The 17,379-nt window shown below is 45.2% G+C and carries 15 protein-coding genes; 13 read left to right on the forward strand and 2 right to left on the reverse strand.

Annotated features, from left to right (window positions below):
• The first annotated feature begins 184 nt into the window (after window positions 1–184).
• From AC5V8P_RS12420 to AC5V8P_RS12430, 3 genes are all read left to right on the forward strand, one after another.
• A complete protein-coding gene (locus AC5V8P_RS12420; protein ID WP_064798062.1) occupies window positions 185–781 on the forward strand; it encodes a DUF2087 domain-containing protein in 597 nt (198 codons plus the stop codon).
• Between the two features lie 475 nt (window positions 782–1,256).
• Window positions 1,257–2,354 (forward strand): ribosome small subunit-dependent GTPase A, encoded by a 1,098-nt coding sequence (gene rsgA / locus AC5V8P_RS12425; RefSeq protein ID WP_064798061.1) that lies wholly within the window; start codon window positions 1,257–1,259, stop codon window positions 2,352–2,354.
• Window positions 2,355–2,436: 82 nt separating this feature from the next.
• Entirely contained in the window at window positions 2,437–2,775 is a 339-nt protein-coding gene (locus AC5V8P_RS12430; RefSeq protein ID WP_064798060.1) for a L,D-transpeptidase, read from the forward strand.
• 119 nt (window positions 2,776–2,894) lie between these two features.
• On the opposite strand, the gene AC5V8P_RS12435 is transcribed toward AC5V8P_RS12430, so the two are convergent.
• Window positions 2,895–3,914, reverse strand: a complete 1,020-nt coding sequence (locus tag AC5V8P_RS12435; RefSeq protein ID WP_231116965.1) for a flagellar motor protein MotB — start codon at window positions 3,912–3,914, stop codon at window positions 2,895–2,897.
• 212 nt (window positions 3,915–4,126) lie between these two features.
• Between AC5V8P_RS12435 and AC5V8P_RS12440 the strand changes: the two genes are divergently transcribed.
• Window positions 4,127–4,276 carry a hypothetical protein gene (locus AC5V8P_RS12440; RefSeq protein WP_023988262.1) on the forward strand — a complete coding sequence of 50 codons (150 nt, stop codon included), beginning with the start codon at window positions 4,127–4,129 and terminating at the stop codon, window positions 4,274–4,276.
• A 126-nt stretch (window positions 4,277–4,402) separates the two neighbouring features.
• Here AC5V8P_RS12440 and AC5V8P_RS12445 read toward each other — a convergent pair whose 3' ends face one another.
• Window positions 4,403–4,642, reverse strand: coding sequence for a hypothetical protein (locus AC5V8P_RS12445; protein WP_013370782.1), 240 nt, complete (start codon window positions 4,640–4,642; stop codon window positions 4,403–4,405).
• Window positions 4,643–5,032: 390 nt separating this feature from the next.
• Here AC5V8P_RS12445 and AC5V8P_RS12450 point away from each other — a divergent pair, with 390 nt between their 5' ends.
• The 9 genes from AC5V8P_RS12450 (at window position 5,033) to AC5V8P_RS12490 (ending at window position 16,362) form a co-directional block, all read left to right on the forward strand.
• Window positions 5,033–5,353, forward strand: coding sequence for a hypothetical protein (locus AC5V8P_RS12450; RefSeq protein ID WP_013370783.1), 321 nt, complete (start codon window positions 5,033–5,035; stop codon window positions 5,351–5,353).
• A 67-nt stretch (window positions 5,354–5,420) separates the two neighbouring features.
• Window positions 5,421–9,416, forward strand: coding sequence for a type VII secretion protein EssC (gene essC / locus AC5V8P_RS12455; RefSeq protein ID WP_064798059.1), 3,996 nt, complete (start codon window positions 5,421–5,423; stop codon window positions 9,414–9,416).
• 16 nt (window positions 9,417–9,432) lie between these two features.
• Window positions 9,433–10,275 carry a hypothetical protein gene (locus tag AC5V8P_RS12460; RefSeq protein WP_064798058.1) on the forward strand — a complete coding sequence of 281 codons (843 nt, stop codon included), beginning with the start codon at window positions 9,433–9,435 and terminating at the stop codon, window positions 10,273–10,275.
• Window positions 10,276–10,280: 5 nt separating this feature from the next.
• Window positions 10,281–10,817 (forward strand): WXG100 family type VII secretion target, encoded by a 537-nt coding sequence (locus tag AC5V8P_RS12465; protein ID WP_064798160.1) that lies wholly within the window; start codon window positions 10,281–10,283, stop codon window positions 10,815–10,817.
• 258 nt (window positions 10,818–11,075) lie between these two features.
• The gene (locus tag AC5V8P_RS12470; RefSeq protein ID WP_007430133.1) at window positions 11,076–11,351 is read left to right on the forward strand and encodes a WXG100 family type VII secretion target; all 276 of its coding nucleotides are present in this window, start codon (window positions 11,076–11,078) and stop codon (window positions 11,349–11,351) included.
• A gap of 202 nt (window positions 11,352–11,553) precedes the next feature.
• Window positions 11,554–13,599 carry a serine/threonine-protein kinase gene (locus AC5V8P_RS12475; RefSeq protein ID WP_064798057.1) on the forward strand — a complete coding sequence of 682 codons (2,046 nt, stop codon included), beginning with the start codon at window positions 11,554–11,556 and terminating at the stop codon, window positions 13,597–13,599.
• An 84-nt stretch (window positions 13,600–13,683) separates the two neighbouring features.
• A complete protein-coding gene (locus tag AC5V8P_RS12480) occupies window positions 13,684–14,436 on the forward strand; it encodes a vWA domain-containing protein (protein WP_013370788.1) in 753 nt (250 codons plus the stop codon).
• 17 nt (window positions 14,437–14,453) lie between these two features.
• Complete coding sequence (locus AC5V8P_RS12485; protein ID WP_064798056.1) at window positions 14,454–15,290, forward strand: protein phosphatase 2C domain-containing protein; 837 nt, start codon at window positions 14,454–14,456, stop codon at window positions 15,288–15,290.
• A gap of 262 nt (window positions 15,291–15,552) precedes the next feature.
• A complete protein-coding gene (locus AC5V8P_RS12490) occupies window positions 15,553–16,362 on the forward strand; it encodes an SDR family oxidoreductase (protein ID WP_064798055.1) in 810 nt (269 codons plus the stop codon).
• Window positions 16,363–17,379: the final 1,017 nt, after the last annotated feature.

A 17,379-nucleotide genomic window follows, 5' to 3' on the forward strand; every position in this document is an offset into this window, starting at 1 on the left:
AGAAGTTTTCAAATAATAATCCTACCGCAATGTGTGCACAATATCCAGCCGTTTTCAGAAAGAGATGATGAGAGGGAGAATTGACAGACAATTTTAACAAACATATAATTAGATAAACTTCTATTTAGATAAGATGATTTGTTTGCATAGCAAATCTGTATTAGTGAAGAGAGGTGCAGTCACGGTGCAACTAGATAAAATGGTCAATTATCATAAAGCACTTGCGGACCCGACGCGTATGCGAATATTACTTCTTTTATCCCGTGGGGAGATGCATGGACAAGCTTTGGCGAAAAAGCTGAATCTGTCGCAGCCTACAGTTACGCATCATGCTTCCAAACTCCGTGAGGTTGGGTTGATTAAGGAACGACGTGATAAAAATACAGTATATTTTACATTGAACCCAGAGCTGATTCGGCAGCATGCCGAGGCGACGGTGCGTCTTATTTTTGAAAAAGGAGAGGAAGAGGAACAGATGTCGGAACTGAATGAAACACTGGAAGCAACGGTCTTACGCAATTTTTTTGCCAAGGACGGTAAGTTGCGTCAAATCCCTGCCCAGTATAAGAAGAAATTGATCGTACTTCAGATGCTCGCGGAAAAGCTGGAGCCAGGCCGCATCTACCCTGAACGTGAACTAAACGAGTGGATCAAGCAATACCATGAGGATTTTGCGACAATTCGGCGTGAACTGATCATGCATCAGTTTATGTACAGAGAGCGGGAAATGTACGAATTAAACCCGCGTGAAATGTGGACACGATGGGATCAAGTCCGTTAAACGAAACTCAAGATAGTTTAAAATGTTTGAAATTAGCCTTGACAGACAATTCATGGACTTGTATGATAAAGGAAATTTTAGGAGGAGGCGATGTTATATGCGTACGAACATGAGTGAATGGTTTCAGCAGCAGTATGACTTGTCTCCCGCACGGACGATGCACAGCTAAAGACTGTTTAAATCTATAGTCTTAGCGTAGCAGTTGGTTGGACAGTAGAACCAACGAAATCCGCAGGGAGTGATTCCCTGCGGATTTTTTTATGGTCAAGTGTTTTGTTATCCAGTTGTTGCTATTGAGAGTAGTCCGAGTATGACTGCTTGCATAAGTGAACGAACGGATCACATTGCCTGAGATGTATACCCTCCGCAGGGGTTTCCCTGCGGATTTTTTGCGTTGTTTGCTTGTGGAGAGAAAATGTACACCTATTGAGTAACGCTACATCAAAAAATCAAGCATGATTTCAGGAGGAAAACAATGAGTATACATGAATACGGTTGGTCTGATTACTGGAACGGTTTTTGGGATCAATGGAAGCAAAGCAATGAGGAACGCGCAGGAGACACACAGCTACGTCCTGCCCGTTTGATTGCCGATTATGGACAAAAGGTGAAGCTTATCACGATGGATGGGGAACGTTGGGGAGCCGCTTCAGGCAAGCTGCGACATGCTATGGTTGACCCAGCGGAAATGCCGGCGGTAGGAGATTGGGTGGTCATCACTACATCGGACGAAGTATCAGATGCAGTAATTCATGCTGTCCTGCCACGCAAAAGCCAAATATCTAGACAGGCTGCGGGTTTTGAGACAAAGGAGCAACTGATCGCGACTAATGTGGATACCCTTTTTCTTGTAAATGCGTTGAATCATGATTTTAATATGCGCAGATTAGAACGATATTTAATTATGGCCTGGAATAGTGGCGTAAATCCGGTTGTCGTGTTGAGTAAGAGCGATCTTTGCGATGATGTCGAACAGCGGGTTGCAGAGGCAGAGGGGGTTGCTCCTGGAGTACCTGTTATCGTGATTTCTGCTTTGCAGAACGAAGGGAGAGAGCAGCTGGAGGCGTTTCTTCAACCAGGCGCTACGGTTGCTTTGACCGGCTCTTCCGGTAGTGGCAAATCCACAATCGTGAACTGGCTCTCTGGGGCTGATGTGCAACTGACACAGGATGTGAGGGAGGAAGACAGCCGTGGCAGGCATACAACTACGCACCGACAGCTTTTTGCCATTGCAAAGCAAGCGGTCCTGTTGGATACCCCCGGTATGCGTGAGCTTAATCTATGGGATGATTCCACAGGCGTAGCTCATACCTTTGCCGATATTATAGAAATAGCGCAACAATGTCGTTTTGCCGACTGCAAGCATGAGGGAGAAGCTGGCTGTGCGGTGGAGGAAGCGATCCAAAGAGGAGAATTGTCGGAGTCCAGAGCGAACAATTATCGCAAGATGCAGCGGGAATTGGAATATCAGGCACGCAAGGAAGCAGATCGACGAAGAAAGGACAGTCGTTCAACCACAACCTCAGGCCGTAGGGATCAACGAGGCGGTTGGCGACGTGATGTGGAGTGGTAAGCCGTGCTGTCATGAAACATCAATTGTAGAAATATAAGAAAATCTATGTTGTAGTCGGCATATGGTATAAAGGGGTGAATATATGCCGAACTACAACATTGTGGTGAGTTTATCGGAGCGTCGTCTATATTTAAAAGATGGGAACCAGACCGTTCTTAGTTATCCGGTCGGTATTGGAAAAGTGGCTACACAGACACCCAGTGGGCAATTTACGATTATTAACAAACAGCCCAATCCGGGCGGTCCTTTCGGAGCATTTTGGATGGGGCTGTCCAAGCCGCATTATGGCATTCATGGTACCAATGAGCCATGGTCCATTGGCAAGTTGGTGTCACATGGCTGTATTCGAATGCACAATAAGGATGTGCTGGAGCTTCAGGAGAAGGTAAGCATAGGTACGCCGGTCACGATACAGTCATAGCAGCTAGACATGATAGATCCTTTCGTCTGCTGTAAACGTTAAGCATTCTTTCATATGGCTGTATTTGATACGTGTATTTCATGGCGACCGACCGTAACTTAAAGTTAGATACTGTCTAGTTACGATTTGGGTTGGATTTGGACACGGGCTTCAATCCGTTTGGAGCCCTTTTTGTCATCTGCGGATTTAACTAATGATCCTGCCAGGTGTTCTCCTTGTGTACCGTAAGCCTGTTTGGCGTTGCTCCACATGTCTTCATTCGGCTCGAAAGTTATAACCAATGCGTAGCGGTTGGCCAGGCTCGGCTTTTTGACTCTCATACTAAAAGAACCGTCAGGCATGACTTTGGTTTGATCATCGTAGCCAAACTGCCATCGTCCCGGAAAATCAATGGTCAGCTTGACGTCCGACCCTTCCAGCAAATTGCTGCGTGCATATACATGATAGTAATTACCTTTTTGTTTCACATCAGGTTTAATCCACACTTGAGGACTACCATAGTCCTTTGGTTTGTTCCAGACAGGTTTAATTAGAGAGACATGCCGGTCTTGCTCAGGATCAAATTCAGCACCAATCCGAATTTCTTGCAAAAGATGTTCGTTTTCTTCGTATTGATATACATAAGGACCTTCCAATTTGTTTCCACCATTACCATACAAATTTCGTATTTCTTGGTCTTGGTCATCTGGTCGGAACAGGACCGTCAGATCCATACTGCCCTGAATACCAGGTCGGTGTACTTGGAGTACAAAACTTCCGTCCTTTTGAATAGTTGCCTCGTCCGTGTATCCAGTTAACAGAGTGTTTTTGACCGCAAGATTCCCTTTAATCCGTGCTCCAGCCGGCAGGTTGGAATGTCCTGTCACTCTCACGGTATTTTTATCTATATTTACGTCACCTGATATTTCGACATAGCTGCTCCCTTGCTGATGTACTATCGTATCATTGGCAGCTCGTTCATCAAGGGTTGATGCGGCTTGGCTTGGATTACCCGTTACGGTGTAGGCACGTGCTTCCGCTTCATGTTGGGCCATACTCCGAGTCGAGGCTTTTTCCCTGCTGCATGCAGCTAGTATGATTAGAATTAAGGACGTACATAAAAGCTTCCAGCCTATTTTCATCATCTTGTACTTACTCATGATTTTTGCTCGCTCCTTGTCCGTAGCTTTCAGGCTTAACTAAAAAAATTCGAAACTTTATGTATTTACCCTATTTAAAGGGTTTGTAATCCCGTTTGCCTTATCTACTAAAAGCGTACGTGTTTAAACAACAGCTGGAATGGTTAAAAATGGATAGCCTGATCATCCCCCTGAAAAGCAGGGGTAGCTTGCTGTAAAGGAGCCTGAGTCATATGTCCATTGACCGTTTTATCTTAAAAAAGTTGGACAACTGCCGGGAAGAACATACACGCGCTAATTTACTAGAGCTGTTTAGAATACGAATCGAGAAGGCGCAGAATAAAGAACGAGGCGGTAAAAAAGGTTATCGGAGAATACTATAAAATAGAGTTTGATCAAATGATAGGCTGCGGTAAGTCACATGTAGTATGTTTTAAAACCGTTGATCTGGAGAGGGTGCTGAAATGCCCCTCTCTTTTTTATGTTATTGCAAACAAAAAAAGTCCCTCTTAATAGAGGGACAATGCTAGTGAATCATTTTCACTAACGCTATGCAGGATGGCTTCACAACCGACAATCTCTATACTGATCAAAGAGTTAAGACATTTTTGAAGGGCGCGCTTGCCGCTAGAGATTTTATTCTCCAAAGTATTACTTAGAAGTTTTAAGGTTTTTTGTACCGGTTGCTTATTTTCTTGATTGAAGTATACGGGAATACGTTTGTTTTGAAATGTAATTAATGTTCTCACAAAAATCACCTCGCCTGAGTTATTTCATGGCTTTATTGTAGTGCCCGTTTCTTAAAATTACCTTAAAAACACCTTATAAAAACATAAAGGTCTGAAAAATTTACAAAGTGTTCACAACAATTTGGGTAACAATCGAATTTAGTCCTAACTAATCGACAAAATGACGTAAGTATTCAAATTAAACTTTGTAAATATATATTTTTAAGCCATATGACTCTACCATCACTTTGCTGCATGACTAAAGTCAGTGTTTTATTTTGAGTGTAGGTATTTTGTAACAAATTGACAGTCTAATAGGTGGATGCTACAGTTACGATAGCCATATTTCCGTAGAAATTGGCTTTTTGCGTGAATATTGTTATATAGATTAAGGATCGGGAGGGATGGCAGATGATCCTGACCGTGCTTTCAGGACGACAGGAAACAGAGTGGTTTGATATTGAGGTAGCCGATGAATACTCGGTGGAACATTTAAAATTGATGCTGGGTGTGCGCATTTTTGGTGAGCCTCCGGCTGAAGGCATGCAATATATTATGGAAGCAAAGTTTCCAGAAGGACTTTGGTTCAGAGTGGAGGATAACCAGCTACTCACAGGAGCAGGTTTGCGAGAAGGCTGTACTGTGCGCATTCAACGAGCTTTTTCGACAACTCAGGACGAGGCGCCTGTATACGGAAGACGTTCCTTGTTTCAAACTGAAAAAAATGGGTAAATACACACATGAAATAATATGAAACCTTGGTAAAATGAAATAGGAAGCGAAAAGGGGGACTTTTGTCTTGAATGTACTATACCAGCGATCCCCGAGATTAAGACCGGCTCTCCGAGAAGAAAAACTGGAGATTTTACGGCCTCCGGCTGAGCCGAGCAAGCCATCTTTTTCTATTATATCTATACTTATTCCGTTAATGATGACGTTGGTGACTATAGGCTTTTACGTATATATGAGTAGAACAGGCAAGATGGGCAACAGTAACTATTTGATGTTCCAGATGGTTACTGTGGTCATGATGCTTACATCGTATACGATTCCTTTTTTCGTTTATTTAAATAATAAGAAGGAATACAAACGTAAGTTGGAGGAGCGGGACCGTATGTATCGGGAACAGCTCCAAAAGCATCGTGAAGAACTTGAAATGAAACGCGAAGAACAAATTCGCACACTATATGAAATTCACGGTGATCCGCAAATATGTACGCAAATCGTAAAAAACCGCAACAGTTCTCTTTGGGAACGGTCCCCGGAGGATGAAGATTTTTTGCAGGTACGTATCGGGACTGGACAAGTTCCGTTTCATATTAAATTGCAAATCCCACGGCCTGACGGTTATGACCGAGATCCCTTGCTGGGGGCTGCTGATGAACTGGAGGAAGAATTTCGTTTGGTGGACGATGCTTCCATCACATTACCTCTGTTTCAATCCAAAGTGGTTGGATTGGTTGGCGAGCGAGAGCACACCCTTGCTGCGTTAAGAGTGATCTTGGCACAAGTGACGGTTCGTCACTCGCCAGATGAAGTGAAAATTGCCTCCTTCTATGATGAACGAGAGGAAAGTGAATGGACTTGGATGCGCTGGCTCCCGCATGTGTGGGACGATGACCGAATCCAAAGAATGATGTCAGACCGCAGTAGCAGCGCCCATCAATTAGCTGACTTTCTGTTTGCCAGATTGAACCGCCGAAAAAATAATCGCAATGAACGTCAGGGCAAAGGTATGGAAGTCCCGTGCTATGTAGTTGTTTTATCTGACACCCAACTGATTGAGGAAGAGCCCTTGCTGCCGTTGTTGCTGGAAGACGGAAGAGCGATAGATGCATGTACGATTGTACTGGCTTCTCGTAAAGAGGCTTTGCCGATGCAGTGTCAGCTGATTGTGGAAGCTTCCAAGGAGCAGGGGGTATATGCTCTTAAATCAGAATCGGCAGAGGTTGAACAGCAAAGTTTCAAACCGGATCGTTTGTCAAAAGAGGAAGCCGATGCACTGGCACGGTACATGGCGCCTATTCGCTTGAAGCGTTCCTCGGCTTCAGATATTCCCGCTGTTCTGCCTCTTTTTGATATGATGAGTGTAGAAAGTGTGGAAGAACTGGACGTGGCAGACCGATGGCGACGTAACCGCCATCCTGATACTTTACCTGTGCCAATGGGTGTGCGGGCAGGTGGTAAAAAGATTATGATTAACCTGCATGATAAAATAGAGCGTCAAGGGCATGGTCCCCATGGCTTGATCGCTGGTACGACCGGTTCGGGCAAGAGTGAAGTTATTCAGTCCATTGTAGCCTCGCTCGCTGCTGAGTTTCATCCACATGATCTTGCTTTTATGCTGATCGATTACAAGGGTGGAGGCATGTCCAATACGTTCGTTAACTTGCCGCATGTGGTGGGTACAATCACGAACTTGGACAACAATTTGATTGAACGTGCTAAAATATCCCTTAAAGCAGAACTGGTTCGTCGACAAAAGATATTGAACGATGCAGGCAATTTACAGCATATTGATGAATATTACAGACTACTCCGGCAGCGGCAGGAACAACCGCTGCCTCATCTGGTTATTATTATTGATGAATTTGCACAATTAAAGCGGGATCAGCCAGAGTTCATGGACGAGCTAATCAGTATTGCAGCGATTGGGCGGACATTAGGTGTCCATCTGATTTTGGCGACTCAAAAGCCGGCAGGTGTTGTCGATGACAAGATTTGGAGTAACTCCAGGTTCCGCATCTGCTTGCGGGTGCAAAGCGAAGGTGATAGCCGTGATATGTTGAAAATACCAAATGCCGCTTGGATAACGAAGCCGGGACGAGGGTATTTTCAAGTGGGTAGCGACGAAGTGTTTGAAGAAATGCAATTTGCTTGGAGCGGTGCGCCGTATATAGGCAACAGAGACGTTTCTTCTGCCTTACCTGTTCATGAAGTAAGACTGAATGGGAAACGTGAAGCACTATTAACTGGTGGTGAACGGGCAAGCTCAGGCTTAAAAGGAGAAGAAGCTCCCAAACAGCTTCAAGTATTTATTGATTATATTGCAAAAGAAGCAGCTAAGGCGGGAATCGAACGTCTTCAGGGACCATGGCTTCCGCCACTGCCAGAAATGCTGGACTTAACTAATTTGCCGCAATGTACCGAAATAGATAGTACAGTCTCATCTTTGGAGCTGAAAGCCCTGATCGGGTTGGTCGATGATTTACCGAACCAACGACAGGAGCCGATATATGCGTCGCTGGATCATGGTCACTGGGCGGTGTATGGTATGCCAGGCATGGGGAAAACGACCTTTTTGCATACTTTGCTGATGTCCACAGCCCAGCACTTTGCTGCGAATCATTGGAACGGTTATATCATTGACATGGGGCGAACCATGCGCGACTTTGGAGAGCTTCCACAAATCGGTGCTGTTATGATGGCCGAGGAGGATGACCGGATTAAACGCTTGTTCCGCTATCTGTTCAAGATGGTGACTGTACGCAAGGAAATACTTTCTGAGGCTGGCGTCAAAACAATAAGTTCTTTTCGGCGTTCTGCCGTCGAGGATGTACCGCAAATTGTCGTCGTTATTGATGGATATCTTAATTTTCGTAATTCCTATCCGGATGAAAATGAACTGCTGGAATCACTTTTACGTGAAGGCGGTAGTCTAGGTATCACCTTCATCATTACAGCGAACCGGATTACCGATGTGTTTGAGAAATTCCGCAGTAACATACCTAATGCTGTTTCTTTCGAATTGGCCGATCCTAGTGACTACTACTATGCGGTAGGACGACCAGCCAAAACACCAGGACCGTTAATTCCGGGTCGGGGCCTGGTTAAAGGGCATGTTCCACCGCTGGAGTTCCAGACAGCACTGCCTTCACCAGGAGAAGATGAGGCGGAACGTTCAGCACAACTACGTCGCAATATCGCTGGCATTGTGCAGGGTTGGAAGGGCAAGCACGCACCGGCCATTCTCCCACTGCCTGAGCGGATTCCATTGCTGGAACTGCTTCAGCAGTGGGATCGGACGAGTGGACCATCGGGCGCGCTTCCTTATGAAGTACCTGTAGGCCTACAGAGTGACGATCTTGAGCCTTTTCTCCTGAATCTGAAAGAAGGGCCTAATTTTATCGTAGGTAGTCCGATGGAGGGGGGGAAAACCTCCTTTCTAATGAGTTGGATTATATCACTTGCTTATTACACGTCACCGGATCAAATGCAAGCCTATACGATCGATACACGCTATGGAGGCGGAGGACTATCCCGATTACGGCATCTTCCCCATGTTAAGGCTGCTGCCGAAAGCGAGGAAGAAATGGGACCTCTGGTACAACAGGTGCATGATATCGTTCAACAACGGAGCAAGGATGGAGATGATCCTGAACTGCTCCTAGTCATTGATGATGCGGATATGTTAAGCAAGCAACTGAACGATTTTATGATAAAGGATCAGCTTTCCGCCATTGTACGGTTGGGACGTGATCGCAATGTGCATGTCGTGCTGTCGGGTGTGCCATCTGATTTCCCTACCTTTGGTGTGGACTGGTTTAATGATGTCAAGGCAAGTCAAAGCGGTATGCTTTTTGGTACACTGGATTCGAATGATTTATCGTTCTTTCGTATCCCTTATTCGGAAGCAAATGCTGCTGCTGGTGGCCTAAAAGTCCTGCCTCCCGGGCAGGGATACTACGTACGACGCAAATTTACCAGGATAAAAGCGGCGATTCCCTTCTCAGAGCAAATGAGCTGTGAGGATTGGATAACGAAAATTCGCGACCGATGGCATGTTGTAGTTTGAAGGGAGGTGGCTCATAATGTTAACGTTTCAAGCTTCCAAGCAGAAGTTAATAACCCTCAAGGCAAAGGAACTGTTTTTTCTGGCAGGCGTATTGGGTTCTGACAGACTGCTTGGGGTGGAAGATCCGTTTAAGGGCTATCTAGCAGAGGAATTGGCGGAAGAGTGGGAGCAGGTCAAAGCTGCTCTTCTGGAAAAGGGTTATCTAAAGCAGGCAGATAAGGGTAAAGAGCTGGCTATACCTCCTACCGTTTTTTCAAGAGTTGCTATCGCGGGATTATCCAACAGGGCCTGCCGTATACGCTATGTAAGGGGAGGTAAGCAGTTCGAAGGCTATCTCCATTGCACGAATGAGCGTGTGGTGGAGCTTGTAAAATCTGCTGATGAACCCGATGAATATCGTCTGTACGATCTCGGTAATGTGGAAAAGGCTTGCGAAACATTGATTGATAAAATGGGCTGGGTTGATCGGCTTGTACCTGAATCTCCTGCGCTTATGTTTTCCAAGCAGGCTTTTAATAAAATTTACGAGCAATCTGCTGGAGAAAGTATGTCTCAAATCAGCAGTAGGCTGACCGAGGCTAGCGGCGATGAAGAAGGGGCAATGAGACTGGCTCAGTCTTTGAGTTCCCGTGTAGCCGAGGGAGAATTGCAATTACTGGTCTGGAACGGCAGGGAGTGGGAATCACAACGGGCAGCTTTTGTCTTGTGTCCTGCAATGAACTGGATATTTCGGATGAGCTCTGCTGGTAACGGAGATTGGTTGATTGCAGCCATGGCTTCAAGAGATCAGTTTGTAGACTTATTATTGAATTGGTTGAAACAGTCGGCAGTGACTGAAGAAGTGACAGAAGAAGGGTGATGGATATGCGCATTCGAGTTGAACCGGATGTGCTTCGGGGGCTTAGCGGGCAGCTACAGCATGCGGCGGAGCAAATTCAACAGATAACAGCAAGTTTGGAGCAGGCGTTACAATCGCTGGATTGGGATGTATCTGCACGTGAGGCGATCTTGAATCATTGGATGCAAGCCAAGCGGATGTCAGAGCAGGTTCATGCTTACCTCCATACATCAGGTACACAACTGAACCGAAAGGCAGAGCAGTTTCAGTCTGTTGACCACAACTATCAAACGATTCTGCCATTTGCCAGCCAACCATTGGGACGACCCGTCACGATGCTCGATTGGTCGAATCAACAATCACCGTCTATTCTGCCTGGGCAAGCCTCGGAAGGAAGCAGTCTAATTTCTAACCCGCAGTCTGTCGTACATGCCATTGCAGGTGTTCAGTCTTTGGATGCAGACACGCAGCATCAGGATATTCTGAAGCAGGCGTCTTCTAGCAGTCCACAGGATTGGTATTTTACTGATCCGTCTATAGCAAGAGATCAGCCTGTTGCTTAGTTCGGATCGTTCCGGGATGATCAGGAACAGCTTGTAATTCCATATGAATTCGTTATACTATTCCCGGTTTTATAGGACTTATATGGGACTTATTAGGTGGTTGTTTTATTCAGATTGTACTGTTAGATGCTGTTTTATAGTTAAAAAGTGGGATTGTTGCAATTAGGTCCTTTGCCTTTTGTAGGGAATTAAATAGCCATAGTACAATTTGAACCAGCTAAACAAAAACATTTTTTATCATCAAGGAGGACGCAAAAAATGGCAGGACGCATTTTAATTACCCCAGAACAGGTTGATCAGGTAGCTAACCAATTTAAACAAAGTGGTGAGCAAAGTCAGCAGATCGTTTCCAGCTTGACTCAATCCATCTCTGGTATGGAAGGTCAATGGGAAGGTATGACTAAACAACGCTTTTTCCAAGAGTTCCAGGAAGCTAGCAAACAAATGCAAGCTTTCGTAACGACTTTGAATAGCATTAGCCAAGAGTTGACAGCTATCGCTAACAAATTCCGTACAGTTGACCAAGCGAAATAAGTTGTCTTGCCTGATTGGCATGAACTTATCATATATCACTCTACAAAGAAGCAATATGTGAACCCATTCCTCACGGTTTGGCACAGATTGTACAGGAAAAACCGGGCGATCTTCGGATACCCGGTTTTCTTGCCATCCATAGATGTATATAATAAGGTGAGGAAAACTAGCATACTGAACGATATAAGGAGAGGGATGTTTCATGTCTTTTCAACCGAATCCGGGAGACGAATTGATCATAAACGGCACAGCTTATGTGGTTGGACGACATCCCGCTGCACCCGGTTTAGCCTATGCTCAAGCAGGGAGGCAGGGAATCGTATACCAGCTGAATGCCAAAAACGGAGCGCCACATGAGGCAAAAGCCCTCAAAGTGTTTTTTCCGAAGTTCCGCATCCCGGCTATGGTTTATCAATCGGAGCATATGGAAACATACGGGGATATTCCCGGTTTGCAGGTATGCAAGCGTGATGTGCTCACTCCAGAAAGAAACGGAAGTCTGATCGCTGAACAGCCTGATTTGCTGTATGCGGTGCTGATGCCATGGGTTCATGGTATGACATGGTTCGATTGTCTCACAGATCAGCGTCAGCTTGAGGCTTCCGATAGTCTGGCTTTAGCCAGAGCACTGGCAGGGATCGGTTCAGCGATGGAGCAAAAAGGATTGGCGCACTGTGATTTATCGGCGCCCAATGTGATGCTTCCGTTTTTTTCTGAAGTGGAACTGCCTGAAGGCACGTCAGCTGTCGAATTGGTAGACGTGGAGCAAATGTATAGTACCAAAATGGATCGTCCAGATGCACTATTGGCAGGATCGCCAGGGTATGCTGCACATCGTACTGTTCATAGCGGGTTATGGAGTGCGTATGCAGACCGTTTTGCAGGGGCTATCATTATTGGGGAAATGCTAGGCTGGTCTGACCGTGTGGTAGTCGATAAAGCGTGGGGCGAAAGTTATTTTGATCAGCATGAAATGCAGACGCCTTGCGAACGTTATTTTATTTTACGAAAATCGCTTGAAGCCCGTTGGGGCAGCAAGGTGGTAGAGTTGTTCAGCCGTGCTTGGGATAGTCAGGATCTAAGCAGTTGTCCTACCTTTGGCGAATGGCTGGTTGTACTTAATGCGGTTACTGAGCAGGAAATTCCTGTTGAGACTATAGAATCTGGGCCAGCTGTGACAGAAACAATAGAACCGGCTGCGACGGGTGGGCCCTCTAGTGAAACGGTATCCTCTTTGGCTACCCCTGCACCACTCAAGGCTGAACAAGTTGCATTGCTTAATCAGGATGTCCTAGAGCAGGGAGAGCGTGGAGTAACGGACAAGCTGTTTCGACAGGCGCGTGAACTGGAGCAACAAAACAAACCGGCTGCGGCGTTGGAAGTATATCGTTCGCTGTATCATTTTGTAGAGGACGGCAGTCCGTTGCATGTGGAGGTGTCGGCTGCGATTACGGGGCTGGAGGAGCAGCTGAATCCCAAGCTGCCCGAGCAGCCTGAAAAATCGAAAGCCTGGTATCGCTCCAAAATGTTTATCGTGACAGCATCAGCCGCAGTCGTTCTATTGGCAGCTGGAATCCCTACTGTGAGTATTCTTGCAGATCAGTCTAGCCAGCGACAAATAGAGGCTGCTAAGCAAGAAGAGGCGTTGAAGGCTGCAAAAGCAGCCGAGGAAAAGCTGGCTGCTGAGCAGGAAGCCGCTCAAAAATTGCTGACAGATAAACAACAGCAGGAAGCTGAACAGCAGGCCAAACAACAGGCTCTTGCTGCTCAAAAGCAACAGGAAGAGCAGAAGAAACAACAAGCCCTGATCGATCAACAGGTTAAATACGAGGCTTATCTTGCTCAAAAGGAACAAAACAAACAGGCTGCTGCCAAGCTGGCAAAGCAAAAAGCATATGATCAACAGGCAAAGTATGAGAAATACCTAGCCTTGAAAAAAGAGCAGGAAGCTCGTGCTATCAAGGAAGAGGCAGCTCGTAAAGCAGCAGCGGAGGCGGAACAAAAGCGAAAAGACGCTATAAAAGCACGTAACAAGGAGAATGTTCTCCAGCTTATTTCCTTGTATAACAAGGCTTATGCTTCTCAGGAAGGTGGAAGTATGGCGAAGGCAAAGAGCTTTGCCAAACGTTTTAGAGCACTATATGACAGTAATCCTTCTTATTATCGTAGGGTAGGTGAAGTCGGCTATCGGGCTTCCTCTATTTATAACTTTTTAGGAGATACGAATTTTAGACTGCCTAAAATTTGATGTTTCATATGTTTTTATATGGAAGAATGATAGATTAGGAAACAGATATAGATATAAGGTAACTGAGGGGAGCATGTACCAACTATGAATTATACAATACAGGCTTCACAACGTACTCCCGCCCTGATCATTTACCTGATTGACATCAGCGCGTCGATGAACATGCTGATGGAAGGGCGGCGGCGTATTGACGTTGTGTATGAAGCTATATCACTAGCGATTCGACAGATGGTTTTCCGATCGACTAAGGGAAATCGGTTGACTGCGCGGTATCGGATTGCAATTTTGGCTTATAGTGACGACGTGTATGACCTGCTGAATGGTGTCAAGGGAATTGATGAAATTGCAGCTATTGGTTCGTTGCCTGATTTGACACCCAAACGATTCTCAGATTCAGCAAAAGCCTTTTTGCAAGCTGAACGTATTTTGCAGGCGGAATTACCAGGGATGCAGGATTGTCCTGCACCGTTGGTCTGTCATATGACAGATGGTGTTTCTACAGGCGACGATCCAGAACCGATTGCGAAGCGTATTATGAACATGAGTGTGCCAGACGGCAATGTACTGGTGGAAAATATATTTTTATCCGACAGGTTGCTGGAAACGCCTATTCAGGACCCCCGTCGCTGGAAGGGTCTGACGCATAATACGCCGTTGCAGGATGAACATGCTGTGAAATTGCGGAATATGTCTTCTGTACTTCCTGAAAGCTATCGGGAAATGCTGTTTGAGGCAGATTATCAGTTAGGTGAAGGAGCCATCATGATGCTGCCTGGAACCTGTGCGGAACTGGTGTCGATTGGTTTTCAAATGTCAGCCGCGACACCTGTACGGTAAGGTAAGGAGGTTAAAGCATGAATCCACTGCTGTCCCTGCTTCCCACGAGCAAGAAAAAGGGATTGAATGCAAGGCTGACTCAGCAATTTGCTTACATAAGCTCTCAGACAGGCGATCAGCCTTTATCATCTCATCACAGTCGTTTTATGTGTCGTTATGGCTATGGAAGGTCTGCTGAATCTGCCAGTATGGGGGAAAGCGGACAGGATTTTGCCGCTGTACGTATTCATAAATCTGTCTGCTGTTTTGTCTTGTGTGATGGTGTCGGGCTCAGTTACCGAGGAGATTTTGCCGCCCGCTATCTGGGTTCTTCTTTACTGAATTGGTTGGAACAGAGGCAGGATCTGTCTGCTGAGCAATTGAAGAAGTTTCTTGAACGTCTGGCAGGTGCAGCTACAGAGGAGCTGGATCGGCAGCCTCTGGATCATGAATCAGGCTTAATGCGTTCAGTATTGGAAGATAAACGTCGTCAGGGAAGCCAATCCATGTATATTTGCGGTAAAATCGAACTACCGAAACGAGGTACCCGAGGGCGTCTCCGACTTGCCTGGCAAGGGGATTCGCGTTTGCGGTTGTGGAACGGTGCGGAAGAAATCAGCGAGCTGTTCGATCATACCTTCTCTACCGCGGAGCGCTGGTCTACTAGCCGTGGACCGATCGGAGGGAAGCCGCATTGGTACGAAAGAAGCATACCCGCCGATATGCCGATGAGATTACAAGTCTATACGGACGGTTTGTCCGATTTAGATCCTATTCGCGAGCCTGTCCCTGATGAGCAGATACAGGTATTGCTGGATGCATCTCATACCGGAGGACTTGATGATGATGCTGCATTTATTGAACTGCAGTGGTAAATGAATAAGCAAAAGGACGTACGCATCCATATTGATGGTTGTAGGACGTCCTTTTTTGATGAATACACATAAGTCTACGAATAGGTAAGATATTACGGAATGTAATGAGAAGAGAAGAAAAGATGCACGAAGGCATGAAATATTCGATCTTTTCCTGAATTTCGCAAAGGAATAACAAAAAATGCGCAAAAATGGTGATTATAAAGTATACCCTTTTGGGTAATCTTGTGATTATACAGATTATTGAAAGGGAGCGATACATATGAGCTACACATATACAGGAGGCGCGCGCTTTGAAGGCAAAACTGCTCTAATTACGGGGGCTGGTTCTGGCATTGGCAAGGCAACGGCTATTCAAATGGCTAGAGAAGGAGCAAATGTCGCTCTTTTTGACGTAAGTAATGATCGTATTTTGGAGACAGAAAGAGAAATTAATGCCATACATGAAGGGGCAGCCCGGGCTTTTGATGTGGACATTGCCGATCCGGTACGTGTGGAAAAAGCAGTTCTGGAAGCGGTTGAATTGTTTGGCGGGCTGCATATCATTTTTGCCAATGCGGGGATTAACGGGGTTGTTGCACCGATCGAGGAGTTGAGCATTGAGGATTGGCGGCAAACTTTGTCAACGAATCTGGAGGGCACCTTTCTGACGGTGAAGTATACAATACCGCATTTGAAAAAGAACGGTGGCGGCAGCATTATCATTACCAGCTCGATTAATGGAAATCAGCGCTTTACCAGCTTTGGGATGTCCGCCTACAGTACATCAAAGGCAGGTCAAACCGGTTTTGCTAAAATGGCAGCCCTAGAGCTGGCTAAGTTCCGTATTCGTGTCAATGTCATTTATCCAGGGGCCATTTCGACGAATATTGATGAAACTACAGAGAAATCGGAAGGGTTAAAGCGGATCACCATCCCTGTGCAATTTCCCGAAGGAGATCAGCCTTTAGCAGATGGACCGGGACAACCCGAGCAGGTTGCTGATTTGGTGACATTTTTGGCGTCTGACCATTCGCGTCACATCACTGGCGCACAAATTGTGATTGACGGGGCAGAGTCATTATTGTTTTAAAAAATAGAGCATTCTCTGGGATAGAGAGAGGTTTTGTGGTATCTTAAGTGTATTCTTACTTACGGTGCGAATGAGAAGCTCACATAAAAACCCCAGATCCTTCGCACCTCGAAATTTGTCGAAATGCATTTATATTCACTTTTATCGTTAGATGTCAATAATCGATTCAAGCTTTTTAAGCATCGTTTTTTTCGAAAATATATGGAATTAATACCGTTAGGGTATTAGTTCCTTCATTTTCGCTGTCGCACTCTATATGAGTGCGTGGATTGAAATCGTTATAAATTTCGGCGTATACGCGGTGAGACGGGTGTCGCACTCTATATGAGTGCGTGGATTGAAATCAGTATATAGGAAAGCCGAGGGATACGACAATGGGTCGCACTCTATATGAGTGCGTGGATTGAAATAAGATAGTCTGGAGAGCTGACACCTGTACCTTAAGTCGCACTCCATGTGAGTGCGCGAATTAAAATTAACTATATTATTTAACTTTCGTAATAGCTCCCAGCAGATTCTTCATGATTGTAGCCAAGATATATTGATAACCTCAGGAATATCGGTATCGTTTTCTTGAAAATATTATTTCCATATGAATATAAAAATATTTGTTTACATAACGAGAATAAATCTAATATGATTAAGAAGTCGCAGATAGTCTAGTATTTTTAGGCGAAATACAAACCTCTTCACATTAAACAACCATAAGTTCGTAAAATGAATCCTTAGACAGGATGCGAAACCGAGAGCCTTGAATTAAGTAGATAAAAGATGAGGGTGGAGCATATAATGCTGCAAGAATATATGAAGATTATCTAAGGGTTCACTTAACAACGTAATTGTTTGATTTTCTTATTCTGGGCTTCGTCGATATTACCTTATGCATGGTCACACATTTAAAATATTTGTTTGTTCAATGGAGGTAAATAGATGAATTTATTAGGACGTGTCTGAAAACTCATTACTGAGTCAATTTGAAAATAGCGGCTACGTATACAAACGACAAGAATGACTTTG

The organism is Paenibacillus sp. N119s, assembly GCF_059447605.1.

Excerpts from the sequence above, each read along its gene's own strand:
- AC5V8P_RS12475 (WP_064798057.1), top strand. The coding sequence starts at position 11,554 with ATGTCTTTTCAACCGAATCCGGGAGACGAATTGATCATAAACGGCACA.
- rsgA (WP_064798061.1), top strand. The coding sequence starts at position 1,257 with ATGAGTATACATGAATACGGTTGGTCTGATTACTGGAACGGTTTTTGG.
- AC5V8P_RS12465 (WP_064798160.1), top strand. The coding sequence starts at position 10,281 with ATGCGCATTCGAGTTGAACCGGATGTGCTTCGGGGGCTTAGCGGGCAG.
- AC5V8P_RS12435 (WP_231116965.1), bottom strand. The coding sequence starts at position 3,914 with ATGAGTAAGTACAAGATGATGAAAATAGGCTGGAAGCTTTTATGTACG.
- AC5V8P_RS12470 (WP_007430133.1), top strand. The coding sequence starts at position 11,076 with ATGGCAGGACGCATTTTAATTACCCCAGAACAGGTTGATCAGGTAGCT.
- AC5V8P_RS12440 (WP_023988262.1), top strand. The coding sequence starts at position 4,127 with ATGTCCATTGACCGTTTTATCTTAAAAAAGTTGGACAACTGCCGGGAA.
- AC5V8P_RS12460 (WP_064798058.1), top strand. The coding sequence starts at position 9,433 with ATGTTAACGTTTCAAGCTTCCAAGCAGAAGTTAATAACCCTCAAGGCA.
- AC5V8P_RS12485 (WP_064798056.1), top strand. The coding sequence starts at position 14,454 with ATGAATCCACTGCTGTCCCTGCTTCCCACGAGCAAGAAAAAGGGATTG.
- AC5V8P_RS12430 (WP_064798060.1), top strand. The coding sequence starts at position 2,437 with ATGCCGAACTACAACATTGTGGTGAGTTTATCGGAGCGTCGTCTATAT.
- AC5V8P_RS12480 (WP_013370788.1), top strand. The coding sequence starts at position 13,684 with ATGAATTATACAATACAGGCTTCACAACGTACTCCCGCCCTGATCATT.
- AC5V8P_RS12490 (WP_064798055.1), top strand. The coding sequence starts at position 15,553 with ATGAGCTACACATATACAGGAGGCGCGCGCTTTGAAGGCAAAACTGCT.
- AC5V8P_RS12450 (WP_013370783.1), top strand. The coding sequence starts at position 5,033 with ATGATCCTGACCGTGCTTTCAGGACGACAGGAAACAGAGTGGTTTGAT.